The 23,728-nt window shown below is 47.2% G+C and carries 17 protein-coding genes, 2 tRNA genes and 3 rRNA genes; 7 read left to right on the top strand and 15 right to left on the bottom strand.

Translation table 11 applies throughout. The features are described 5' to 3' along the window. Positions 1 to 265 precede the first annotated feature (265 nt). Positions 266 to 904: a TetR family transcriptional regulator gene (locus ACRRSW_RS00180; protein WP_432460562.1), complete on the top strand. Its 639-nt coding sequence runs from the start codon at positions 266 to 268 to the stop codon at positions 902 to 904. 107 nt (positions 905 to 1,011) lie between these two features. On the opposite strand, the gene ACRRSW_RS00175 is transcribed toward ACRRSW_RS00180, so the two are convergent. Then, on the bottom strand, positions 1,012 to 1,920 hold the full coding sequence (locus tag ACRRSW_RS00175; protein ID WP_432455222.1) for a LysR substrate-binding domain-containing protein: 909 nt from the start codon (positions 1,918 to 1,920) through the stop codon (positions 1,012 to 1,014). Between the two features lie 114 nt (positions 1,921 to 2,034). Here ACRRSW_RS00175 and ACRRSW_RS00170 point away from each other — a divergent pair, with 114 nt between their 5' ends. Then, entirely contained in the window at positions 2,035 to 2,925 is an 891-nt protein-coding gene (locus ACRRSW_RS00170; protein WP_432455223.1) for a DMT family transporter, read from the top strand. On the opposite strand, the gene ACRRSW_RS00165 is transcribed toward ACRRSW_RS00170, so the two are convergent. The 3 genes from ACRRSW_RS00165 to ACRRSW_RS00155 are packed head-to-tail and all read right to left on the bottom strand — an operon-like array spanning position 2,893 to position 4,027. Beyond that, positions 2,893 to 3,279 carry a GIY-YIG nuclease family protein gene (locus tag ACRRSW_RS00165; protein ID WP_432460561.1) on the bottom strand — a complete coding sequence of 129 codons (387 nt, stop codon included), beginning with the start codon at positions 3,277 to 3,279 and terminating at the stop codon, positions 2,893 to 2,895. The two genes, ACRRSW_RS00170 and ACRRSW_RS00165, sit on opposite strands and share 33 nt — an antisense overlap. A 17-nt stretch (positions 3,280 to 3,296) precedes the next feature. Continuing rightward, positions 3,297 to 3,635 (bottom strand): MGMT family protein, encoded by a 339-nt coding sequence (locus ACRRSW_RS00160; protein ID WP_432460560.1) that lies wholly within the window; start codon positions 3,633 to 3,635, stop codon positions 3,297 to 3,299. After that, positions 3,620 to 4,027: an SMI1/KNR4 family protein gene (locus tag ACRRSW_RS00155; RefSeq protein WP_432455226.1), complete on the bottom strand. Its 408-nt coding sequence runs from the start codon at positions 4,025 to 4,027 to the stop codon at positions 3,620 to 3,622. Before ACRRSW_RS00155 ends, ACRRSW_RS00160 begins: the two co-directional genes overlap by 16 nt. 91 nt (positions 4,028 to 4,118) lie before the next feature. Between ACRRSW_RS00155 and ACRRSW_RS00150 the strand changes: the two genes are divergently transcribed. Further along, on the top strand, positions 4,119 to 4,775 hold the full coding sequence (locus ACRRSW_RS00150) for an alpha/beta hydrolase (protein WP_432460559.1): 657 nt from the start codon (positions 4,119 to 4,121) through the stop codon (positions 4,773 to 4,775). Positions 4,776 to 4,785: 10 nt separating this feature from the next. Here ACRRSW_RS00150 and ACRRSW_RS00145 read toward each other — a convergent pair whose 3' ends face one another. Beyond that, positions 4,786 to 5,715, bottom strand: coding sequence for a LysR family transcriptional regulator (locus tag ACRRSW_RS00145; protein WP_432455228.1), 930 nt, complete (start codon positions 5,713 to 5,715; stop codon positions 4,786 to 4,788). 106 nt (positions 5,716 to 5,821) lie between these two features. On the opposite strand from ACRRSW_RS00145, the gene ACRRSW_RS00140 reads away from it, so the two are divergent. Next, positions 5,822 to 7,165, top strand: coding sequence for an aspartate aminotransferase family protein (locus ACRRSW_RS00140; protein ID WP_432455229.1), 1,344 nt, complete (start codon positions 5,822 to 5,824; stop codon positions 7,163 to 7,165). A 19-nt stretch (positions 7,166 to 7,184) separates the two neighbouring features. Beyond that, positions 7,185 to 8,675 carry a CoA-acylating methylmalonate-semialdehyde dehydrogenase gene (locus ACRRSW_RS00135; protein WP_432455230.1) on the top strand — a complete coding sequence of 497 codons (1,491 nt, stop codon included), beginning with the start codon at positions 7,185 to 7,187 and terminating at the stop codon, positions 8,673 to 8,675. A 56-nt stretch (positions 8,676 to 8,731) separates the two neighbouring features. Here ACRRSW_RS00135 and pssA read toward each other — a convergent pair whose 3' ends face one another. The 10 genes from pssA to pepQ all read right to left on the bottom strand — a co-directional run bounded on the left by pssA (position 8,732) and on the right by pepQ (position 20,026). Further along, positions 8,732 to 10,081: a CDP-diacylglycerol--serine O-phosphatidyltransferase gene (gene pssA, locus ACRRSW_RS00130; protein WP_432455231.1), complete on the bottom strand. Its 1,350-nt coding sequence runs from the start codon at positions 10,079 to 10,081 to the stop codon at positions 8,732 to 8,734. A 347-nt stretch (positions 10,082 to 10,428) separates the two neighbouring features. Then, positions 10,429 to 10,544, bottom strand: a 5S ribosomal RNA gene (gene rrf / locus ACRRSW_RS00125). Positions 10,545 to 10,654: 110 nt separating this feature from the next. Further along, positions 10,655 to 13,542 (bottom strand): 23S ribosomal RNA (locus tag ACRRSW_RS00120). 235 nt (positions 13,543 to 13,777) lie between these two features. Next, positions 13,778 to 13,853 (bottom strand) — tRNA-Ala (locus ACRRSW_RS00115). A gap of 22 nt (positions 13,854 to 13,875) precedes the next feature. Further along, positions 13,876 to 13,952: transfer RNA gene (locus ACRRSW_RS00110), tRNA-Ile, on the bottom strand. Positions 13,953 to 14,027: 75 nt separating this feature from the next. After that, positions 14,028 to 15,570 (bottom strand): 16S ribosomal RNA (locus ACRRSW_RS00105). Together the 16S, 23S and 5S rRNA genes with 2 tRNA genes alongside form the textbook arrangement of a ribosomal RNA operon. A 432-nt stretch (positions 15,571 to 16,002) precedes the next feature. Continuing rightward, the gene (gene hemG, locus ACRRSW_RS00100) at positions 16,003 to 16,548 is read right to left on the bottom strand and encodes a menaquinone-dependent protoporphyrinogen IX dehydrogenase (RefSeq protein ID WP_432455232.1); all 546 of its coding nucleotides are present in this window, start codon (positions 16,546 to 16,548) and stop codon (positions 16,003 to 16,005) included. Positions 16,549 to 16,550: 2 nt separating this feature from the next. Then, the gene (locus ACRRSW_RS00095) at positions 16,551 to 18,008 is read right to left on the bottom strand and encodes a TrkH family potassium uptake protein (protein ID WP_432455233.1); all 1,458 of its coding nucleotides are present in this window, start codon (positions 18,006 to 18,008) and stop codon (positions 16,551 to 16,553) included. Between the two features lie 69 nt (positions 18,009 to 18,077). Next, complete coding sequence (locus ACRRSW_RS00090; protein ID WP_432460558.1) at positions 18,078 to 18,710, bottom strand: YigZ family protein; 633 nt, start codon at positions 18,708 to 18,710, stop codon at positions 18,078 to 18,080. Next, complete coding sequence (pepQ, locus tag ACRRSW_RS00085; RefSeq protein WP_432455235.1) at positions 18,701 to 20,026, bottom strand: Xaa-Pro dipeptidase; 1,326 nt, start codon at positions 20,024 to 20,026, stop codon at positions 18,701 to 18,703. The genes ACRRSW_RS00090 and pepQ overlap by 10 nt, the downstream gene beginning before the upstream one ends. 271 nt (positions 20,027 to 20,297) lie before the next feature. Here pepQ and fadB point away from each other — a divergent pair, with 271 nt between their 5' ends. Next, complete coding sequence (gene fadB / locus ACRRSW_RS00080; RefSeq protein ID WP_432455236.1) at positions 20,298 to 22,457, top strand: fatty acid oxidation complex subunit alpha FadB; 2,160 nt, start codon at positions 20,298 to 20,300, stop codon at positions 22,455 to 22,457. 14 nt (positions 22,458 to 22,471) lie between these two features. Continuing rightward, positions 22,472 to 23,635 (top strand): acetyl-CoA C-acyltransferase FadA, encoded by a 1,164-nt coding sequence (fadA, locus tag ACRRSW_RS00075; protein ID WP_432455237.1) that lies wholly within the window; start codon positions 22,472 to 22,474, stop codon positions 23,633 to 23,635. Positions 23,636 to 23,728: the final 93 nt, after the last annotated feature.

The following is a 23,728-nucleotide window of genomic DNA, read 5'->3' as shown; positions in this document are numbered from 1 at the left end:
TAACTTAGATAGCAGTTACTAAATAGTTTGGCAAGTTTCTATGGGTAACTTATTCTTAGACTGTAAACAAAATCGCAAAACACTACCTAATCAGGCGCTTGCTTGTGCGCGACTCACACTTGTCGCAGCGAGTACAACGCAGACCTAAAAGATAATGTTTGGGTAAGCGGCAGCTGCTTTTCTCTGCCGTCGTTAAAATGCATTGTTAACAAAGTTAAATTAGCAACAAAAGCGTAAGCCATGTAAAGGTGAAAGGAACCAACACTTGATAAAAAATGATGTCAATACCAGCATAAGAAAGCGCGCAATTAGTCCCGAACAAAAACAACAGCGTCGCGAACAGATCTTAGCCTCCGCCAAACAAGCCCTCACGGAGCATGGTTACGATCAGGTGGTGTTAAGCCACTTAGCCGAACAACTACAGTTATCGAAACCGGCGCTATATCGCTACTTTAAGAACAAAGAAAGTCTGTTTATGGCACTGTATTTAGACGAGGCAGCGCAGTTACTGCTTGCTATCCAACGCCTCGCCAACCACCCCTTACAAGCACGAGTTCTCGCTGAAACCATCGCCGCCAGACCGAGTTTTTGCTATCTCTCTGCAATTTTGCATACCGTATTAGAAAAGCAACAGAATATTGAACAAGCCATCGCCTTTAAACGCGAGCTGAAGCGACTGGCTGAACAACTCTGCCAATTATTTCAGCACTGGTCGCCACAACTCAACCAGCAGCAGGCACTCACCAAGGTCATGTTCCTATACCAAAGTATCATTGGCTGTTGGCATACCAGCCACCCCTCGGCCACCATGCAACAAGTATTAAGAAATGATGAATTTGCGATATTGCGGCTGAATTTTGTGGATAGCCTGAGCCTATTGCTAGTCAAACTATTAATGGATTAGTGCGAGCATGACTGTTTTGGAAAAAATATCACCCTCATCGGTGCCCTGAAAGAATCATGGATTGATCACAGAATTGTATAGCGAGCCAGTGTTGGATTGACGCCCCGTTAAACCTCTAACGGACTCGCGGCAGTTTCAATCAACCAAGAGGCCACTTGTTTTAACTCTTGTTCTCTGCCACGCGCCTGCTTGTAAGATAAATAGAAATGATAACCGGTCTCTACCCCACCAAACGGCAAGTCAACTAACTTACCCGCTCGTATATCCTGCTCCACCATAAAGTCACTCACCAAAGCGATACCTTGGCCACTTTCTGCGGCTTCCAAGGCCAGAACTTGATGGCTGAAGCTATGAAAAACTTGTTTCTTAGGCAGCTGTAAACCAAGCCCCTTAGACCAAACCATCCAGTCTGCGCCTGACTCGCTGATTTCATCATCTAAGTCGCTAGATAATAAAGGGAAATTCAATAAATCTTGACGCCAATTTTGATGACCGACTTCTTGATATAGAGCTGGCGAACAAACCGCCACCAATCGCTCTTTATGCAATAGATGGCTGATATAACCCTTCACGTTTTTCGCTAAACAGATAAACAAATCACCAGTTTTACTCGATAACACCGGTTCTTCGGTAATCATTTGCAAACGTAAATCAATTTCGGGATGACGAGCACGAAAGCTGGGTAACAGCGGCACCAGACGCTTCAGCGCGAAGGAACTATAGGTGGTTAAACGCAATTGCGCGATCCCCTCTCCTTTTACCTGTCGGGTAATCTGACTGAGTTCATTTAGAATCCGTTCCACCTCAACGGAGTAGCTGCGTCCGGCCTCGGTTAATTGTAGTTGGCGACCAACTTTTTCAAATAACAATTCTCCCAAATAGTCTTCAAGCAATCTTAAGCGATGACTCACCGCACTTTGACTAATGCCCAATTCGTCGCCAGCCTTAGCGACATGATGATGGCGAGCCACGGCGTCGAAAGCAACCAATGCATTAAGTGGAGGAAGAGTTCGCATACAATCCATGAATAATTTTCATCAATAGTAGATTATTATCATTTTTTTAATGCTTAACAAGTCTTTAGACTGTTTTATTCCAGCTTAATTTATTCGTGCATCACAGAGGCCCACTTGAAGCTTAATCCCACCTTAATTGCTATCATTATTTTGATTACCGCCAATCAGATCGCGGTATTTTCAGATGCCTTTATGAAAGTGGCGGGCGAGCAAGCCTCGGTGTTCGAAATATTACTTTATCGGCAAATCAGCACCCTGATACTGTTGTTACCTGCTTTTTTACTGACCAAGCACAAGCGTCCAGAAAAACCACTGGTCCACTTCTTTCGCGGTTACCTCTGGTTAGCGGGTTCAGGATTGATGGTTGTCGCCTTGGTCGCGCTCCCTTTAGCAACTGCCAATGCCTTATTCTACGCGGCTCCGATTATGATGTTACCACTTGGCATGTGGCTCCACCGAAGCCAAGTCAATCGCGCCCAAATATTCGCCGCCAGTATCGGCTTTATTGGAGTATTGGTGATTATTCGCCCTTCAGAGTTTAACTGGGGGGCCATTGCGGCGCTGGGGACAGCCCTCACTTTGGCCTTAAGTAACCTCACCGTAAAATACATTCCAAAAAAGGAGTCGGTGGTTACCAGTTTATTTTGGACCAACTTAATGGTGCTGCCCACGACAGTGGCACTGGCATGGCCAACGCTTACTGGAATGAACTGGTCAATATTCTGGCTCGCAGGCGCGAGTAGCTTATTTATTCTATTTTTACACGCAGGATCTATTTTTGCCTACAAAACTGCAGAGGCCAATACCATTGCCAGTTCAGAATACACAGGCCTGATTGGCGCTGCCGTGGTCGGCTGGGTAAGTTTTTCAGAAATGCCCGATGCCCTCACCTGGCTGGGTGCAGCGATGATTATTTTACCCTTAATATTGATTGGTAAGCGTAGCTTGCGCCAAAACAGAAACCGGCCGTCGTTAAAGCAAGCTGCGCCAGTCGAATTGACCTAATAAGAGCTGTTCTTTTTGCGCCTTACTTAATTGCTTAATTTTATATTCCAAACGCATTGCTTGTTGCTTACTGGCAAGGCCTTGCTGAAACTCTAAGTTGAGCGGACCTTTCCCACGTAACGCCTTGGCACCCTTCGAATTTCCCGATTGATGCTCGGCAAAGCGTCGAGCCACATCGGTACTGACACCAGTATATAATTGATTGTGTTTGGTTCTAAGAATGTACAAGTACCATTGGCTGACGACTGTCGCTTGCTTGGTCATTAACTTATTCCCACTCTCCTCGACCCCCAACAGAATTGGCGGATTGGCGCAATCATCGAAATACCGACGGTTTGTGATACCCATTGGCATCGAACAAACCCTAAATACTAATCACCAAGCCATAAATACTGCTTCAAAGGTACCCGCTGATGACGAAAAACAATCCCTTCCTCCTGAAGTCGCTGACGTTGCTTTTGATATTTAGCCGAGCCCTCAGGAAACGAGATCAGACCTTGAGCATTGATCACCCGATGCCAAGGCAGCGATGAGCCCTCGGGGAGCTGCTTTAGGCAGCGTCCGACAGCTCTAGCCATGCGTGGGTAGCCGGCCATGGCTGCAACGCCACCGTAAGTCGCCACTTTACCGCTTGGGATATGTGCAATCACCAACCAAAACTTCTCCAGATAGGGAGGGGGAGATGACGGCTGCGCTAACTTTGCATCCATACTTCCATCGCCCAATCCCAAATGCTATCCCATTCAGGAACCAAGTCTTCCGCAGCCTGGCCTTGCCAATAACCCACTTCCCCCTCCTGACTAATGAAGTAAAAGTTATCTCCATTTTGACAAATGGGAATAAATTCGCGGGGTAAACCCATGTTCCAAGCTGTCGCAGCCACCTCTGGCAAATAGGTATGCAGGTAAGGATCGCTAATCGTGACTGGTTCTAAGCTGCCATAAATCACATCGCTCACGGTCAGTTGAAAAGCCCGCAAATCGCTGGGCATCGGGATCAAAATCAACTCCTCCACTTCCACCAACTGACTGTCGCTAGGGAGTTCACTTGGATAAGCGCCAGACTGGTCTGCGGCTCTTATTTCATCAATTAATTCTTGCATACTTGTCTCTCTCAGCCATTTCAATACAATGCCTGTTCGCTAAATTGTTGCTCAGCTTAATAGAACTCTTTCATTCAGCAAAGGACTATCCATGCCAAATTCGGCTACCATCACGATTGAACCACCTCACCCGGCGACCCACTGCCTCATTTGGCTACATGGTTTAGGTGCAGGCCCCGAAGATTTTGCGCCCTTAGCAAAGCATTTTAAATTCAGCGACTCCATCGCGCTGCGCTATATTTTTCCGGCCGCGCCATTACGCCCATTAACCGTGCATCAAGGCTATCAACTCTCGGCTTGGTACGATATTTTAGCGATGCAGCCGCAGCGCATCATCAATCAGCAGCATCTACAAGAGGTGAGCCAGCAGCTTCAGCTTTTAATCGAGCAGCAAATGAACCAAGGGATCGCCAGCCAAAACATTGTGATTGCAGGCTTTTCGCAAGGCGGTGCAGTGGCTTATCAGCTGGCGTTAAACTTTCCTCAAGCACTGGGCGGATTGTTGTGTATGTCGACTTATTTACTCCCTGCCAGCCTCCCCAGCACTCAACAACAAACTAACTTAGACATATTGATCCAACATGGCCGCCAAGATGATGTGGTTGTTCCGGCTCTGGGTGAACAGGCTCATCAGCAACTGCTGCAACAGCAATATAATGCAACACTGGAATACTATGAAATGGCGCATAGTGTTTCCCCGAGCCAAATAAAGGCAATTAATCAGTGGCTCACCCAGCGCCTTCAGTAAAAGTAGCGGCTTAGCTGGACAGATGAACCTGAGTTAAGCACTCGATAAAGCAAGCCAAAATACGCGAAGGTTTTGGGGAGACACGTGTCACCGCTAAAAATGGACAGTGATAACTGAACTGCTCCCCACCCAGTGGCCGAATTAAGCCCTGTTCAATGAAGCTACGTGCATAGTGTTCCGGCAAATATGCCAAGTAACTGCCCGACAACAATAAAGTGGCAATTGCCTCCTGGTCATAAGCGGTGGCATGACGCTGAAAACCAAAACGTTGTGAAGTATCCATATTGGGCGAGTGATGTCCTAATCCAGCATATTTTTGTCCAACAATTTCCTCGGGACCAATGGTAATGTCACTGCGTGAAAATAGTGGATGATGATAACCGCAATAAAGCGACATCCGTTCATCAAACAAAAATTGATAATTGAGGCTCGCAGACTGACGTTGCCCCGGCACTACCCCCAAATGAAAGCGCCCCTCAATCACGCCACTTTCGATCACCGATAAGGTTTCAACATAAAGATCAAGCGTGACTTTAGGTGCTCGCTGGTCAAATAACTGCAAGGCTTGTGATATTTTTGCCTGCTGGTTAGTCACCGTTTTATCAAACAAAGCAATCGCCAGATTACCCGTCATATCTCTATGTAAACTTTGTACGTCAGCCCGAAACTCGTCTAAAGCGCCCATTAAGCGTAAACTGGACTGATAGACGTGCTGCCCTTCTGGGCTTAAAACAAAACCTGCTCGCCCACGCTGACAAAGATTCACCCCAAGGCGAATTTCTAAATCTTTCACGTGACGGCTAATCGTAGAACGACCAATATTAAGCTCCACCTCGGCAGCCGATATCCCCCCACACTCCACCACCACCCGAAATACTTTGAGTAGTCGTAAATCAATATCGCTTAATTGTCCAAGTCGCTGCTGCATAATGTTTCGCATTTATGAAACTTTAGATTGAAAGATACACATTTATGCAACTCAGATCTAGCGATAAGCTGCTTCAAAATATTTAGTCCATCTCAAACATATTATGAGGGAGTCAGCTATGGCGCATCATGAAGAGTTAAGTGTTAGCCAGAACCAACTGGATTGCCATTGGATGGCATATAGTGCCAATCGCCAATTTAAAAAGGACCCACGGATCATTACCCATGCCAAGGGTAATTACTATTTTGCTGACGATGGCCGCAAGATTTTTGATGGTCTATCAGGTTTATGGACTTGTGGCTTGGGTCATGGTCGCCAAGAGATCGTCGATGCGATTAGCCATCAAGCTTCTCGGCTCGATTACTCGCCAGCCTTTCAGTTTGGCCACCCGGGGTCATTTCAACTGGCGGAGAAAATCACCGAATTTATGCCTGAAGGACTAAATCGGATATTTTTTACTGGCTCGGGTTCAGAATCAGCTGATACCTCTTTAAAAATTGCGCGCGCCTATTGGCGTAAAAAAGGACTCGCGGGTAAAACCAAGCTGATTGGCCGCGGTAAAGGCTATCACGGCGTCAACTATGGTGGGCTTTCAGTTGGAGGGATCGCGCCAAATCGCGCACTATTTGGCAGCGGCCTCGACGTTGCCCATATGCGCTCTACTGTCTTGCCAGAAAATGTCTTCAGCAAGGGGCAACCTCAACAAGGCGCCGAGCTTGCCAATGATTTACTGGATTTGATCGCGGTTCATGATGCCTCAACCATCGCTGCCGTAATTGTTGAACCGATGGCAGGCAGTGCAGGCGTCATCCCCCCACCCGTCGGTTACTTACAACGCTTACGTGAAATTTGCGACCAACACCAAATTTTGCTGATTTTTGATGAGGTCATTTGTGCCTTCGGTCGCCTCGGTTATAAAACCGGAGCAGAAGCTTGCGGGGTGACACCAGACATGATCAATATGGCCAAGCAGCTTACCAATGGAGTAATTCCCATGGGAGCGGTCGCCTGTAAACAAGAAATTTACGATACCTTTATGGAAACTGGTGGCCCAGACTACATGCTAGAACTGCCACACGGTTATACTTATTCGGCACACCCGATCGCCTGTGCCGCAGGTTTGGCTTCGCTGGATTTATTACAACGAGACAACATGTTTGAACGCGTCCGTGAAATGTCCCCGGTACTGGAACATGCCGCGCATCAGCTCGCGAGCCTAGCGCTGGTGACCGATGTTCGCAATATGGGCATGGCTGTTGGGCTTAGTATTGCCCACGCTCCCGGTGAACCCGCGCTCAACCCATATTTAATCGCACAATCGATGTGGAAGCAGGGCTATTATGTCCGCTATGGCGGCGATACCATACAAATTGCGCCTCCTTTTACGGTCAGCAAAGAAGAAATCGACAGCTTATTTAACGCCTTAGGCGATACTATTCATCAATTGACAGGCCAAGCCTAGTCACACAAGGAAATCTTACATGTCTATTATTGGTCACTTAATTAATGGTAAAACCCAGTCAGAATATACTCGCTTACAGGATGTTTATAATCCTTCGACTGGCGAAGTAGCGAGTCAAGTCGCACTCGCACCAAAAGCCACAGTGGAGCAAGCGATCGCAGCCGCTGAAGCCGCTTTTCCAGCTTGGCGTAATACGCCTGTAGCCAAACGTTGCCAAATTATGTTTCGCTATAAGACCTTACTCGAACAACATGCAGACAAGATCTGCGAATTAGTCGGCAAAGAACACGGTAAAATCGTGCATGATGCAAAAGGCGAACTGGCTCGCGGGATTGAATGTGTTGAATATGCCTGTGGCGCACCAGAGCTACTCAAAGGCGAACATTCTCGCAATGTTGGTCCTAATATCGACTCTTGGAGTGAATTCCAAGCACTCGGTGTTGTGGCTGGTATAACCCCATTTAATTTCCCAATGATGGTGCCAATGTGGATGTTCCCTATGGCGCTGATGTGTGGCAATACCTTTGTATTAAAGCCTTCGGAACGCGATCCATCCGTCACCTTATTCATTGCCGAATTACTACACGAAGCAGGCTTACCAGCTGGTGTATTCAATGTCGTGAATGGCGATAAAGAAGCGGTTGATACACTATTAAGCGACCCACGAGTTGCCGCGGTAAGCTTTGTCGGTTCAACCCCAATTGCGGAATACATTTACAGTACTGCGACTGCAAATGGAAAACGCTGCCAAGCCCTTGGCGGGGCAAAAAATCACGCAATCGTAATGCCTGATGCTGATCTAGAGAATGCCGTGAACTCTTTGTTAGGGGCTGCATTTGGTTCTTCAGGCGAACGCTGTATGGCCTTATCGGTAGCAGTTGCTGTGGGCGATGAAGTCGCAGACAAGTTAGTGGCAGGGCTATCCGAAGCAATGCAAGGTTTGAAAGTCGGCGCATATTCTGACCAAGAAAATGACTTTGGCCCATTAATCACCGAGCAACAACGCGATAAAGTACAGATGTATATTAGCAGCGCAGAAGCAGCAGGGGCCACCGTAGTAGTTGATGGCCGTAACCCACAGGTGAGTGGTTATCCAAAAGGCTTCTTTGTTGGGGGGACTCTGATCGACCACGTAACCACCGCCATGCAAGCCTATCAAGAAGAGATCTTTGGACCTGTATTATGTGTGGTACGAGTTGATGACATGCAACAAGCCATGGACTTAATTAATGCACATGAATACGGAAACGGGACTTGTTTATATACCCGTGACGGTGAAGCGGCACGCTATTTCTCGGACAACATTCAAGTAGGAATGGTCGGGATTAACGTTCCACTGCCCGTTCCTGTGTCATATCACAGCTTTGGGGGCTGGAAACGTTCATTGTTTGGTGATTTACATGCCTATGGCCCAGATTCCGTGCGGTTTTATACCAAACGTAAAACCATCACTCAACGCTGGCCTTCTTCATCGATAAGAGAAGGTGTTAACTTTTCTTTCCCTAGTTAAGCGCTGACACCCAACGCTTTTTATGTAATGCCCAGCATCTTGCTGGGCATTGTTATTTATAAGATTTGTTTGAGTAGGCTGTCGGCTTTCACCCGGCCAATTCGTTTCAGCAAACGTTTGACTGGTTTCGGGTAATCATTAAGCGACTCGATATCTGCCAGTGTAGTAATTGGCTGAGTATGTTGCAGAATATTGTGTAGTTCTTGCTGACGCTGATGTTCGAGTAAAGCATGTGGATCATCCACTAACAAGCCATTCTCTAAGTCCAGATTCCAAGCTCTAGGATTCAGATTATTACCAGTGAGTAAGGCATATCGTTGATCGACCCATAATCCTTTCAAATGAAAGCTATTGTTAGCATGTTGCCAAACGTTCACGGTCAGCTGTCCACTCGCCAAAAATGCTTGCTTGCCCTTAATAAAATTACGGAGCGTTACTTCATACAGATAAGGCAAAGCGTGGATCACCTTAAACTTTTCGCTAGGCTCACTATAAAAGTCACTGGCTGTTTTATCACCCACAATCAAGTGCACTCGCACCCCGCGACTAAGCGCCTTAGCAACTTCACGACGCAGACTACGGGGAGGATTAAAATACGGCGTACAAATAGTAAGCTGTTGTTTAGCCTTAGACATTAATAGCTTAATGGTTTTATTTAATAAGTTGCGTCGCCGACCCAAACCGATGAGTGGAGTAATTCCAAGTTGCTGCGCATTTAGTTGTTGAGCGTGAAATTGGTACTGTTGCCGCTGTAAAGACAAGCGTAAACGCCTGATCGACGATTTAAGCGACCGAGTTGAGGCTGGATTGGCTACCGATAAACTCGTCACCGCACGAGTCGCCAGTAGTACTTGTTCTAAATATTCAACCATCGCATTTGCGAGATCTGAGTTACCAATTAATTGGTAACGATCGAAACGATAACGCTGCTGCTGAGCTAAATAGATATCGTTAATACTGGCACCACTATAAATGATCGTATCGTCGATGATACTTCCCTTCAGATGTAATACCCCGAATAGCTCTCGATTGCTTACAGGTACCCCCGAAATCTCAATTAAGCCGGGATACTTAGCAGCGTACTCCCGATACATTGCCGCATTACCTTGAGCCTGTTGTTCACCAATTAAACCGCGTTGTGCACGATGCCAATCAACCAACACCTTAATCTGCAGTTCCGGTCGTTGCTGCTTTGCCTGATATAAGGCATCCATCACTGAGCGCCCCGCCAAGTCATCTTCCAAATATAAAGCCACAATATAAATTCGAGAACGAGCCTGAGAGATTAACTGCAGCAATCTGATGCGGTAGTCTTCGGCGCTAAATAAAGTCATAAATTGACTCGGATCTTGAGCAATTTGAGGCAATGAGCGAAGCGAACGATTACGAGTAAAACGTGGGGTCATTTATATTTTTCTTGATAAAAAGCAACATGCAAGCCCTATTGTACCAAAGGATTTAGCGAGTCACTAAAAATCACATGCAGCAAATATAAAAATGGTGATACGAACACGCATAAACGCTTCGACTTCGGCCTAAAAACGCACACATTTTCGAAGCGTCCCATCCTGCTCACGAATAAAACCTTCGCGTTAACTGCGCGATGCAGCATTGCTAAATCCCAGACATAAAAAAAGCCTATCCGTAAAGATAGGCTTTCTCTCAATAGGCGCCTGGCAATATCCAGCCCACTTTCACATGGCAATTTCAGACATAAAAAAACCCAGCACATAGCTGGGTTTTTAAAATAAGTGCCTGGCAGTGACCTACTTTCACATGGGGAGACCCCACACTATCATCGGCGCAGTTGCGTTTCACTTCTGAGTTCGGCATGGGTTCAGGTGGTTCCACAACGCTATTGCCACCAGGCAAAAACTTGTTGTCTTTAACATTCGAAAAAACTGACATATCCCACGAGCCTAACAAGCACTCTTGGTTCTAAAATAAAGTATCTATAAGCAACACCCTTTAGGTGTTGTATGGTTAAGCCTCACGGGTAATTAGTACAAGTTAGCTCAATGCCTCACAGCACTTACACACCTTGCCTATCAACGTTGTAGTCTCCAACGGCCCTTCAGAGGACTTAAAGTCCTAGTGAGAATTAATCTCAAGGCCTGCTTCCCGCTTAGATGCTTTCAGCGGTTATCAGTTCCGAACGTAGCTACTGGGCAATGCTATTGGCATAACAACCCAAACACCAGCGGTTCGTCCACTCCGGTCCTCTCGTACTAGGAGCAGCTCCCTTCAATTCTCAAACGCCCACGGCAGATAGGGACCGAACTGTCTCACGACGTTCTAAACCCAGCTCGCGTACCACTTTAAATGGCGAACAGCCATACCCTTGGGACCGACTTCAGCCCCAGGATGTGATGAGCCGACATCGAGGTGCCAAACACCGCCGTCGATATGAACTCTTGGGCGGTATCAGCCTGTTATCCCCGGAGTACCTTTTATCCGTTGAGCGATGGCCCTTCCATACAGAACCACCGGATCACTATGACCTACTTTCGTACCTGCTCGACGTGTCTGTCTCGCAGTTAAGCTGGCTTATGCCATTGCACTAACCGTACGATGTCCGACCGTACTTAGCCAACCTTCGTGCTCCTCCGTTACTCTTTGGGAGGAGACCGCCCCAGTCAAACTACCCACCAGACACTGTCCGCATCCCGGATAACGGGACAACGTTAGAACATCAACACTACAAGGGTGGTATTTCAAGGTCGGCTCCACATCATCTAGCGACAACGCTTCAAAGCCTCCCACCTATCCTACACATGTAGGGTCAATGTTCAGTGTCAAGCTGTAGTAAAGGTTCACGGGGTCTTTCCGTCTAGCCGCGGGTACACCGCATCTTCACGGCAATTTCAATTTCACTGAGTCTCGGGTGGAGACAGCTTGGCCATCATTACGCCATTCGTGCAGGTCGGAACTTACCCGACAAGGAATTTCGCTACCTTAGGACCGTTATAGTTACGGCCGCCGTTTACCGGGGCTTCGATCAATAGCTTCGCTTGCGCTAACCACATCAATTAACCTTCCGGCACCGGGCAGGCGTCACACCGTATACGTCATCTTTCGATTTAGCACAGTGCTGTGTTTTTAATAAACAGTTGCAGCCAACTGGTATCTGCGACTGCCGTCAGCTCAGGGAGCAAGTCCCATCACCAACAGCAGCGTACCTTCTCCCGAAGTTACGGTACCATTTTGCCTAGTTCCTTCACCCGAGTTCTCTCAAGCGCCTTGGTATTCTCTACCCAACCACCTGTGTCGGTTTGGGGTACGGTTTCGTATAATCTGAAGCTTAGAGACTTTTCCTGGAAGCAGGGCATCAACCACTTCATCACCTTAGTGACTCGTCATCAATCCTCAGCCTTAGACACCCGGATTTTCCTAAGTGTCCAGCCTACAACCTTAAACGCGGACAACCAAACGCCGCGCTGGCCTAGCCTTCTCCGTCCTCCCATCGCAATTATACGAAGTACAGGAATATTAACCTGTTTCCCATCGACTACACTTTTCAGTCTCGCCTTAGGGGCCGACTCACCCTGCTCTGATTAACATTGAACAGGAAACCTTGGTCTTTCGGCGAGGGGGCTTTTCACCCCCTTTATCGTTACTCATGTCAACATTCGCACTTCTGATACCTCCAGCAAACCTTACGATTCACCTTCAACGGCTTACAGAACGCTCCTCTACCGCACTTGCAAAGCAAGTACCCGTAGCTTCGGTGCATAGCTTAGCCCCGTTACATCTTCCGCGCAGGCCGACTCGACCAGTGAGCTATTACGCTTTCTTTAAATGATGGCTGCTTCTAAGCCAACATCCTGGCTGTCTAAGCCTTCCCACATCGTTTCCCACTTAGCTATGACTTTGGGACCTTAGCTGACGGTCTGGGTTGTTTCCCTTTTCACGACGGACGTTAGCACCCGCCGTGTGTCTCCCGGATAGTACTTAGTGGTATTCGGAGTTTGCAAAGGGTTGGTAAGTCGGGATGACCCCCTAGCCTTAACAGTGCTCTACCCCCACTAGTATTCGTCCGAGGCGCTACCTAAATAGCTTTCGAGGAGAACCAGCTATCTCCCGGTTTGATTGGCCTTTCACCCCCAGCCACAAGTCATCCGCTAATTTTTCAACATTAGTCGGTTCGGTCCTCCAATTGGTGTTACCCAATCTTCAACCTGCCCATGGCTAGATCACCGGGTTTCGGGTCTAATCCCAGCAACTATGCGCGCAGTTAACACTCGGTTTCCCTACGGCTCCGCTATTCGCTTAACCTTGCTACTGAAATTAAGTCGTTGACCCATTATACAAAAGGTACGCAGTCACCCCTCAAAGAGGCTCCCACTGCTTGTACGTATACGGTTTCAGGTTCTATTTCACTCCCCTCACAGGGGTTCTTTTCGCCTTTCCCTCACGGTACTGGTTCACTATCGGTCAGTCAGGAGTATTTAGCCTTGGAGGATGGTCCCCCCATATTCAGACAACATATCACGTGTGCCGTCCTACTCGTTTTCACTTCAAATCACCTTTCGTGTACGGGGCTATCACCCGCTACGGCCAAACTTTCCAGCTTGTTCCACTAAATTATAAGAAGCTTAAGGGCTAATCCGGGTTCGCTCGCCGCTACTACCAGAATCTCGGTTGATTTCTTTTCCTCCGGGTACTTAGATGTTTCAGTTCCCCGGGTTCGCCTCGCAACGCTATGTATTCACGTTACGATACTGCATAAAATGCAGTGGGTTTCCCCATTCGGAAATCCATGTCTATTGCGTCTTTTATCGACTCAACATGGCTTATCGCAGATTAACACGTCCTTCATCGCCTCTGACTGCCAAGGCATCCACCGTATACGCTTAGTCACTTAACCATACAACACCTAAATGTTGTCGCTTAAATCACTTGAATGGTCAGGCTGTATAAATCCTGCCACTCGAGTACGATCACCTTATTTTTTGAATACCAAAAACACTTGTTATTTCACTCGTATTTTTGAGATATTTTTTTATCAGCTTTTCCAAATTGTTAAAGAGCATTGGTTCACAAAAAAACCAAAGCTAAATGGCCATCTTTTGGCGACTTATCTTTGGTTTTTAGGTAAGAAGTGGTGGAGCTATGCGGGATCGAACCGCAGACCTCCTGCGTGCAAGGCAGGCGCTCTCCCAGCTGAGCTATAGCCCCATTTCTTACTAAAGTTGCACCTTGGTAGGTCTGGGCAGACTTGAACTGCCGACCTCACCCTTATCAGGGGTGCGCTCTAACCAGCTGAGCTACAGACCTAAACAGGTGTCAACTTCTCTCTACTTTCTATCAAGCAATCTGTGTGAACACGTCACAAAACATAAACGTTCATAATAAGGAGGTGATCCAGCCCCAGGTTCCCCTAGGGCTACCTTGTTACGACTTCACCCCAGTCATGAACCACAAAGTGGTGAGCGTCCTCCCGAAGGTTAAACTACCCACTTCTTTTGCAGCCCACTCCCATGGTGTGACGGGCGGTGTGTACAAGGCCCGGGAACGTATTCACCGTGGCATTCTGATCCACGATTACTAGCGATTCCGACTTCACGGAGTCGAGTTGCAGACTCCGATCCGGACTACGACATGCTTTCTGGGGTCCGCTTGCTCTCGCGAGTTCGCATCCCTCTGTACATGCCATTGTAGCACGTGTGTAGCCCTGCCCGTAAGGGCCATGATGACTTGACGTCGTCCCCACCTTCCTCCGGTTTATCACCGGCAGTCTCCCTAGAGTTCCCACCATCACGTGCTGGCAAATAAGGATAAGGGTTGCGCTCGTTGCGGGACTTAACCCAACATCTCACGACACGAGCTGACGACAGCCATGCAGCACCTGTATCTAAGTTCCCGAAGGCACCAATCCATCTCTGGAAAGTTCTTAGTATGTCAAGGGCAGGTAAGGTTCTTCGCGTTGCATCGAATTAAACCACATGCTCCACCGCTTGTGCGGGCCCCCGTCAATTCATTTGAGTTTTAACCTTGCGGCCGTACTCCCCAGGCGGTCTACTTAATGCGTTAGCTGCGTTACCCACGGGTTAAACCCACAGACAACTAGTAGACATCGTTTACGGCGTGGACTACCAGGGTATCTAATCCTGTTTGCTCCCCACGCTTTCGTACATGAGCGTCAGTTTTTGTCCAGGTGGCCGCCTTCGCCACTGGTATTCCTTCAGATCTCTACGCATTTCACCGCTACACCTGAAATTCTACCACCCTCTACAAAACTCTAGCTTCCCAGTTCCAAATGCCATTCCCAGGTTGAGCCCGGGGATTTCACATCTGGCTTAAAAAGCCGCCTGCGTACGCTTTACGCCCAGTAATTCCGATTAACGCTCGGACCCTCCGTATTACCGCGGCTGCTGGCACGGAGTTAGCCGGTCCTTCTTCTGTCGCTAACGTCAAACAATATACGTATTAAGCATATTGCCTTCCTCACAACTGAAAGTGCTTTACAACCCGAAGGCCTTCTTCACACACGCGGCATGGCTGCATCAGGCTTTCGCCCATTGTGCAATATTCCCCACTGCTGCCTCCCGTAGGAGTCTGGGCCGTGTCTCAGTCCCAGTGTGGCTGATCATCCTCTCAAACCAGCTAGGGATCGTCGCCTTGGTGAGCCATTACCCCACCAACTAGCTAATCCCACTTGGGCTAATCTCTACGCGAAAGGCTCCGAAGAGTCCCCTCCTTTGGTCCGAAGACATTATGCGGTATTAGCAGTCGTTTCCAACTGTTGTCCCCCACGTAAAGGCATATTCCCAAGCATTACTCACCCGTCCGCCGCTCGTCATCTTCTAGCAAGCTAGAAATGTTACCGCTCGACTTGCATGTGTTAAGCCTGCCGCCAGCGTTCAATCTGAGCCATGATCAAACTCTTCAATCAAAGTTCTTTCGCTCAAAGTAAATACTGAAATTATTACTGTTAAAACAGTGTGTCACTCCAGTCCACTTAAGCTAATTTTTTTCGCTTAGTGCTCTGTGAGTGCTCACACAGATTGCTTGATAAATTGTTAAAGAGCGTTGCTTCTTGCGAAGCGAGGTGCGCATTCTACGCCATCCTCGGTGACTGTCAACCGCTTTCTTCAATCTTTTCCGAAGAACTTTTCTAAGGAAAGTTTGAAGCGTTTAACCGCCGCTGATAAAGCCTCAGGCCTTACCAACCCTGACCGCTTGCTGCTGCGCTATTGCGTGCTGCCCGCCGTGTCAGTGGAGTCGCATTATAGGGATCCGCGCTTACGGTGCAAGCCTTTTTTGAAGAAAATCACAGTTTTTTGTTTAACTGCTCAAAGCTTATACAGCCGCTTACAAAAAACCATCAACTTGCGCTTTTATTACTCAGCTTGCCAAACAAAATGGAGAATTGATTAACCTTTGCCCAATCGGTTAACTCTATATCTTGACTAGTATCGGTACTGCCACCCGTTATTTTCATGATCAACTGGATAATGAGAGTCTGCCACCAGTTATAACGTGAATAAAGCAGCGCGCCTGCAAATATCGCCTGCAAATTTGGCATCCAAGCGGCATTGTGATTTAGCTTCTGCATATAGACGCTGGTTTCCGGACGACTCTTTTCTGGTTTACGAGCCGTTAGACATACACCAAAAAAAGCCACCGGCATTTTTGCCAGCGACTTTTGATAGGTCGCCAGATATTCAAACAACTGCGGACGAAACTTACCATAACGGATTGAGGCACCAATCAGAACCTTGGTGTATTGACTGAGATCTGGCCAGCTTGTCCTCTGGTCAAGTGAGACATAGTCGACCTGAACATCTGGCTCGGCTTGTTGGGCAACGATATGCTGAGCAATTTTTAAGGTTTGACCCTCACAACTTGAATATAACACCAATAATTTCATGACTAACTTTTCCAAAAAACCGGAGTGAATAGTACTAATAAGGTAAACACTTCTAAGCGACCAAATAACATAGCAATCAACAATACCCACTTACTGGCATCGGTAATATCTGAGTAGTGTACCGCGACTTGACCCAGACCAGGGCCTAAGTTATTCAAACAGGCGACCACCGCTGAAAACGCCGATAACTCGTCCATCCCCGCCGCTATCAATGACAACATACAGATCACAAACACGAGGGCATACGCAGAAAAGAATCCCCAGACCGCTTCTAATACTCGGTCAGGAAGCGCCTTATTGGCCAATTTAATTTGGTAGACCGCACGAGGATGTACCAAACGCTTTAACTCACGCATGCCTTGTAAACTCAATAAGAAAACCCGAATCACTTTGAGTCCCCCGCCAGTAGAACCCGCACAGCCACCAATGAAGCTAGAAAAAACTAATAACACGGGTAGGAACAGCGGCCACTCAGAGAAACTGGTGGTGGTAAACCCAGCGGTTGTAGAAATAGAGACCGATTGAACAAAAGCTTGGTCTAAGGCAAATGCTGCTGAATCATAAACTTGTTGACCCAGTAACACTGCAAAACACACTAAAGTTAAACAAATTTGTATAAAGAAGAAGGCGCGGCATTCGGGATCGAGAAAATAGTATTTAAAAGTAATGCTTCTACTGTTGATGGCCGCAAAATGCAGCGAGAAGTTAATCCCCGAGATAATTAAAAATACCGCACAGATGGTATTAATTAAGGCGCTGTCAAAATGCCCTAAACTAGCATCATACGTAGAAAACCCACCAATCGCGATAGTTGAAAAAGCATGACAAACGGCATCAAATATTGACATTCCGGCCAGCCAGAATGCGACCCCACAACTCACCGTTAAAAATAAATAGATATACCAAAGCACCTTGGCGGTCTCGGCGATCCGCGGGGTCATTTTTTTATCTTTGACTGGACCAGGAATTTCCGCGCGGTAAAGCTGCATTCCTCCAACACCGAGGATCGGCAAAACAGCCACTGCCAAAACGATGATCCCCATCCCTCCTAACCATTGCAGCATTTGCCGGTAAAACAAAATCGCTTTCGGCAAATATTCAATCCCGACAATAACTGTCGCGCCGGTGGTCGTGAGCCCAGAGAACGATTCAAAGAAAGAATCGGTGATACTCATATTTGGCTGTTCGGACAAGATAAAAGGTAAGGCCGCAACACTCCCCAACACCGTCCAAAACAACACCACAATTAGAAAGCCTTCTTTAGCCTTTAGCTCTGTTTTTTGTTGCCGCTGTGGAAACCATAATAGAAACCCAGCGCTAATACAGATAGCAAAAGCAGCCATAAAGGCTTTACCGGCACCGTCTTTATATACCGCAGCGACAACGGCCGGAATAATCATGGTGAGGCTAAATAGCATCACAAGTAATCCGACGATCCTAACTATCGCCCTGATTTGCATCGGTATTGTTTCTCTTATTAGATTGAGATAATGCTGTATATCTTGAAGTAAAGCATCACCTATGACAACTTAAGCACGTAGCTTAGTCACGACAATTTGCCCACTCGATAAATTAATCAGCTGTTGTTTAAATCCAGCATATTCACTGATTGGTAAACTCACCTGCATTTTTGCCTGATTGCTAAATTCGGTCTCCAGTTTTACCCCTTGAACCTTATTCAGCAACATTTCTACTTGAGTCGTAAAGGCGTAATCAAATTCTAGATCACAACATCCACAAGCAATTACGGGTTCAGTTTGCAGTAATTTTAATGCTTGTTGTACGCCACCACCATAAGCCCTGACTAAGCCCCCAGTCCCCAACTTGATGCCTCCAGAATAACGAACCACCACCGATAATATTTGGCCTAAGCCGCTGCCTTGTAACTGCGCTAACATCGGTTTTCCCGCGGTACCAGAAGGTTCTCCATCATCACTAAAACCTAAGCACTGAGAATCCAGAGGATGGCCGGCAATAAACGCCCAGCAATGATGACGCGCCTGAAGATGCTGCGACTTTATCTCAGCAAGCTGTTGTTGGGCCTGCCGACGATCCGCTACTGGCGCGATAATACTAATAAAACGACTACGCTTAATTTCTTGTTCTCGGCTTACCAACTGCGAGGGACGTAAATAACTATCAGTTTGAATGTTTAACTCCAATTGCCCGCACGCGTTAAGTTGTCACAACTCAACGCGGTAATTACCACATTATCTTCGATACGGATCCCACCAAAGCGGCGCATTTCATCAACCCGAGACCAATTAATCAAGCGAGTGTGCTCAGATTCAGCCAATTCGGCTAATAAAGAAGGGATAAAATAAAGACCAGGCTCAATTGTCAGTACTTGTCGAGGTTCCAGCATGCGGGTACAACGCAGAAAGGGATCGAGAGTTGGAGCCGCGAGTACCGTACCATCTTCATCTTGCATCAAACCGCCCACATCGTGCACTTGTAAACCAAGGTGATGGCCCAAACCGTGAGGAAAAAAACAACGGGTAATTCCCGTTTCAACAGCTGCTGCGGCACTACAATAAACAAATTCAAAATCCACCAGCAATTTGGCCAATTTACGATGCGCTTTAAGGTGTAAATCGGTATAGCGATAACCCGGTTTCAGATCGTTCACCAGCGATTGTTGTAATATATCCATTTCCAGCACCAGCTCTGCAAATAAACCTTTTCTATAAGCATAACTGCGGGTGATATCGGCAGCATAGCCGCGGTACTCGGCCCCCGCGTCAATTAACAATGAATAACGTTTTTGCTCGGCTAACTTACTGGCACTTAAAGCGGTGTAATGCAATATGGAGGCGTTTTCATTTAAAGCTATAATATTAGCGTAAGGAAGTGAGTGCTCACCTCGCCCTAAGCTTGAGAGGTAAGCCAAGTTCATTTCAAATTCTGATGCACCCGCCAAAAACAGCTCCTTGGCGACTAGATGCGCTTTCACCGCACGATGATTCGCTTCCTGAATACACTCTAACTCGTAATCAGTTTTATAAGCACGGTAATAATGTAAGTAATTTAAAACCAACTCTGGATTGCGTTCACCAATTTCCAAAGCTTCGGCTAATTCAGGATGCTCCCCAATATAGGCGCAGCGTTGTCGTTGTTTCGGCAAAAAAGGCTCGATATCTTGTGGATGCTTCATCACTCGGATGTCAAAAAAGTCGACCCAAAATCCACTAGGGCTGGAAGTAGCCTTATGCCAGTAATCGCTCGCTTGATGATAAATCAGCGTCGGCTTATCAACACCGTTGACCACTAACCAACAATGCGGATGCTCGGTTAAAGGCAACCAATGTTTAAAGTGAGGATTGGTTTGAAAAGGGTAATGCTGATCATCCAAAAAAATTCGCAAAGGATAGCCAGAGTGAATGATTAAAGCCTCTAATTGCTCGCGCTCTAATACATCGGCAACCCGCAACTGTAACTGCTCTATATGCTGGGTAAACAGTTGTTGAATAGTTGGCATTACACTCTCCCTACGACTATTAGTTAGCTTGTTAGTTATAGCGCATTTAACACAAACATAGTTGGATCTAGAGCATTTAATTTAGCATGACTTAATTTTATTTACTCGTGTTTACAGCGACCTTTTGTGCCACAAACAACAAATTATCAAACAAGTGTTTAAAATGAGTGTTATATTTGCTTTAATGTTTGAGTAACAACTTGATTACATATTTAACCTCTAGTCCCTACACAAAACTGGTGCTATGTACATCAGCAACAAGGAGAGCAGAATGATATATCAAGGCGAGAACCTGAGTGTTCGCTATATTGCCGCTGGCATCGCTGAATTAACATTCGATGCCAACAAAGGAAGTGTCAATAAATTAGACCGCAGCACGTTAATCTCTTTAGCAGAAGCGATAGAGACCTTGCAGCAACAAAGTGAATTAACAGGCTTATTAGTCAGCTCGAGCAAAGATAGCTTCATCGTGGGCGCTGACATCACCGAGTTCTTAGGCTTATTTGCGCTTCCCGAGGCTGAACTCGCCGCGTGGCTCACCAAAGCAAATGATATTTTTAACGCCTTAGAAGATCTTAATGTGCCAACTATTTCGGCAATTAATGGCTTTGCGCTAGGCGGTGGTTGTGAGCTCATTCTTGCTACCGACTTGCGGGTTGCTGACAGTAACGCCAGCATCGGTCTGCCAGAAACTCAACTGGGTATTATGCCGGGTTTTGGTGGCACCGTGCGATTGCCACGGGTGATTGGTGCCGATAACGCCATGGAATGGATCACCACCGGTAAAACTTATAAGGCTGCCGAAGCACTCAAATTTGCTGCACTTGATGCGATGGTTCACCCCGATAACCTCAAATCAGCCGCTTTGAGTATGCTTGAAGATGCAATTACCGGCAAAATTGATTGGCAAGAGCGACGCCAAGTAAAGCTCAGTCCACTCAATTTAAATAAAGTTGAAGCAATGATGAGCTTTAACTGTGCCAAAGGGTTGGTGATGGCCAAAGCCGGACCTCACTACCCTGCTCCCATGACTGCAGTCTCGACCATTGAAAAAGCAGCCAGTTTTAAACGTACAGAAGCATTAGCGCTAGAAGGCAAAAACTTCATCGGTTTGGCTCAATCGGATGTCGCGCAAGCATTGGTTGGTATCTTCTTAAACGATCAACAGCTTAAAGCTTTGGCCAAGAAGTCCAGTAAAAACGCCCAGCGAATTGAGCAAGCAGCGGTACTCGGTGCAGGTATTATGGGGGGCGGTATTGCCTACCAAAGTGCCAGTCGTGGTGTACCCGCAGTAATGAAAGACATCAATCAGGCGGCTTTAGATTTAGGCATGAACGAAGCCAGCAAATTACTCAATAAACAACTGGAACGCGGTCGCATTGATGGCCTAAAAATGGCTAAGGTTCTATCGGCCATTCAACCGAGTTTAAACTACCAATCGCTCGCGAATAGCAATATTGTGGTAGAAGCGGTGGTTGAAAATCCCAAAATCAAAGCAGCGGTACTCAAAGAAGTAGAACAACATGTGAGTGAAAACACCATCATTGTTTCAAATACTTCAACCATTCCAATCTCTTTGTTAGCTGACAATCTCTGTCGCCCAGACAAATTCTGTGGGATGCATTTTTTCAATCCAGTACATCGCATGCCACTGGTAGAAGTGATCCGTGGCAAACACAGCTCGCAAGCAACCATCGACAGTGTGGTGGCCTATGCAGCCAAGATGGGGAAAACCCCGGTGGTAGTCAATGATTGCCCGGGTTTCTTTGTTAATCGGGTGTTATTTCCCTACTTTTTTGGCTTTAGCCGCCTCATTCAAGATGGCGCAGATTTTGTCAAAGTAGATAAGATCATGGAAAAACAATTTGGCTGGCCAATGGGCCCCGCTTACTTATTAGATGTTGTGGGGATTGATACAGGCCACCACGCCGGTGCGGTGATGGCCGAGGGTTTTCCTGAGCGAATGAGCAAAGTCGGCGAAGATGCCATTGATCTAATGTATCAGGCGCAACGCTTTGGTCAAAAAAATGGATTGGGTTTCTATGCCTATACCAAAGATCAAAGAGGTAAACCCAAAAAAGATGCCGACCCAAGTACTTATCAGCTACTCACGGCACTCAGCCCGCAAAGCCAAGATTACAGCAGCCAGCAAATTATTGCCCGGATGATGATTCCGATGATTAACGAAGTGGTGCGTTGCTTAGAGGAAGGCATTGTGCAGAGCCCCGGAGAGGCAGACATGGCCTTGGTTTATGGTTTAGGTTTTCCACCGTTCCGTGGCGGGGTATTTCGCTACCTCGATAGCATGGGCTTGGCTGAATATGTCGCCTTGGCCGACCAGTACGCAGCTCTCGGACCACTCTACCAGGTTACAGACGGCCTACGCGCCAAAGCCGCAGCAGGCGAAACTTACTACGCGACACAAGGCTAATGGAGGAATATAAAATGAAAGAAGTGGTTATTGTAGATTGTATTCGCACCCCCATGGGCCGCTCTAAGAATGGCTGTTTTAGACATGTTCGCGCAGAAGACTTATCTGCACATTTAATGAAAGGCTTGTTAAAACGTAATCCAGCTCTCGATCCAAATGATATTGAGGATGTCTATTGGGGCTGTGTTCAACAAACCTTAGAACAAGGTTTTAATATCGCGCGCAATGCCGCCTTACTGGCGGGTTTACCACATACCACTGGCGCGGTCACGGTGAATCGTTTATGTGGTTCATCGATGCAAGCCTTACATGACGCGGCACGTGCCATCATGGCCGACCAAGGAGATATCTTTATCGTTGGCGGAGTAGAACATATGGGGCATGTTCCAATGAGCCATGGCGTCGACTTTCACCCTGGAATGACCAAGTCGGTGGCTAAAGCGGCAGGCATGATGGGCTTAACGGCAGAATTACTGTCGCAAATGCATGGTATTAGCCGCGAAGCAATGGACGCCTTTGGCGCTCGCTCCCACCGTCTAGCCCATCAAGCCACCATTGAGGGGCGCTTTGCCAGAGAAATTCTTCCCATCGAAGGGCATGATACCAATGGGACACTGAGCCTGATAGAAACTGACGAAGTGATCCGCCCTGAAACCACTATTGAAGGTCTCGCGCAACTCCGCCCAGCCTTTGACCCGGTTAACGGTAAAGTGACCGCGGGTACCTCCTCAGCCTTATCTGATGGGGCGTCGGCAATGCTCATCATGTCTGCCGAAAAGGCCGCGGAGCTGGGTTTACCGATCCGCGCGAAAGTTCGCGCCATGGCCATTGCTGGCTGCGATCCGTCCATTATGGGCTACGGGCCAGTGCCCGCCACCCAAAAGGCTTTAAAACGTGCTGGTTTGACGCTCGAAGATATCGACCTTTTCGAACTCAACGAAGCATTTGCCGCACAATCACTTCCTTGTGTGAAGGAACTGGGCCTCATGGACCAACTAGAAGACAAGATAAATCTGAATGGCGGAGCCATTGCTTTAGGCCATCCACTAGGCTGTTCTGGAACCCGTATCTCGACCACTCTGATCAACCTAATGGAAGCCAAAGATGCCAAGCTAGGGCTTGCAACCATGTGTATTGGTTTAGGACAAGGCATCGCAACAATATTTGAACGCCCCTAAATCTGCGGATAAAGAACCAATGGGAGCATTTAGCTCCCATTTTTCTTGCTTAATGATGTGAAGCATTTCGCCCCTGCCACGTTGTTTGTTATT

Source organism: Agarivorans sp. QJM3NY_25 (assembly GCF_050870875.2).
Classification (GTDB): domain Bacteria; phylum Pseudomonadota; class Gammaproteobacteria; order Enterobacterales; family Celerinatantimonadaceae; genus Agarivorans.
Note: the sequence above shows the minus strand (reverse complement) of the source record. Positions and strands in the feature narration are given on the sequence as shown.

Bases quoted from the DNA above. Each gene is read 5' to 3' on its own strand.
- fadB (WP_432455236.1), top strand. From the start codon at position 20,298: ATGATATATCAAGGCGAGAACCTGAGTGTTCGCTATATTGCCGCTGGC.
- ACRRSW_RS00160 (WP_432460560.1), bottom strand. From the start codon at position 3,635: ATGGATGCAAAGTTAGCGCAGCCGTCATCTCCCCCTCCCTATCTGGAG.
- ACRRSW_RS00155 (WP_432455226.1), bottom strand. From the start codon at position 4,027: ATGCAAGAATTAATTGATGAAATAAGAGCCGCAGACCAGTCTGGCGCT.
- ACRRSW_RS00165 (WP_432460561.1), bottom strand. From the start codon at position 3,279: ATGCCAATGGGTATCACAAACCGTCGGTATTTCGATGATTGCGCCAAT.
- pepQ (WP_432455235.1), bottom strand. From the start codon at position 20,026: ATGCCAACTATTCAACAACTGTTTACCCAGCATATAGAGCAGTTACAG.
- ACRRSW_RS00150 (WP_432460559.1), top strand. From the start codon at position 4,119: ATGCCAAATTCGGCTACCATCACGATTGAACCACCTCACCCGGCGACC.
- hemG (WP_432455232.1), bottom strand. From the start codon at position 16,548: ATGAAATTATTGGTGTTATATTCAAGTTGTGAGGGTCAAACCTTAAAA.
- ACRRSW_RS00140 (WP_432455229.1), top strand. From the start codon at position 5,822: ATGGCGCATCATGAAGAGTTAAGTGTTAGCCAGAACCAACTGGATTGC.
- ACRRSW_RS00135 (WP_432455230.1), top strand. From the start codon at position 7,185: ATGTCTATTATTGGTCACTTAATTAATGGTAAAACCCAGTCAGAATAT.
- ACRRSW_RS00175 (WP_432455222.1), bottom strand. From the start codon at position 1,920: ATGCGAACTCTTCCTCCACTTAATGCATTGGTTGCTTTCGACGCCGTG.
- pssA (WP_432455231.1), bottom strand. From the start codon at position 10,081: ATGACCCCACGTTTTACTCGTAATCGTTCGCTTCGCTCATTGCCTCAA.
- ACRRSW_RS00095 (WP_432455233.1), bottom strand. From the start codon at position 18,008: ATGCAAATCAGGGCGATAGTTAGGATCGTCGGATTACTTGTGATGCTA.
- ACRRSW_RS00145 (WP_432455228.1), bottom strand. From the start codon at position 5,715: ATGCGAAACATTATGCAGCAGCGACTTGGACAATTAAGCGATATTGAT.
- fadA (WP_432455237.1), top strand. From the start codon at position 22,472: ATGAAAGAAGTGGTTATTGTAGATTGTATTCGCACCCCCATGGGCCGC.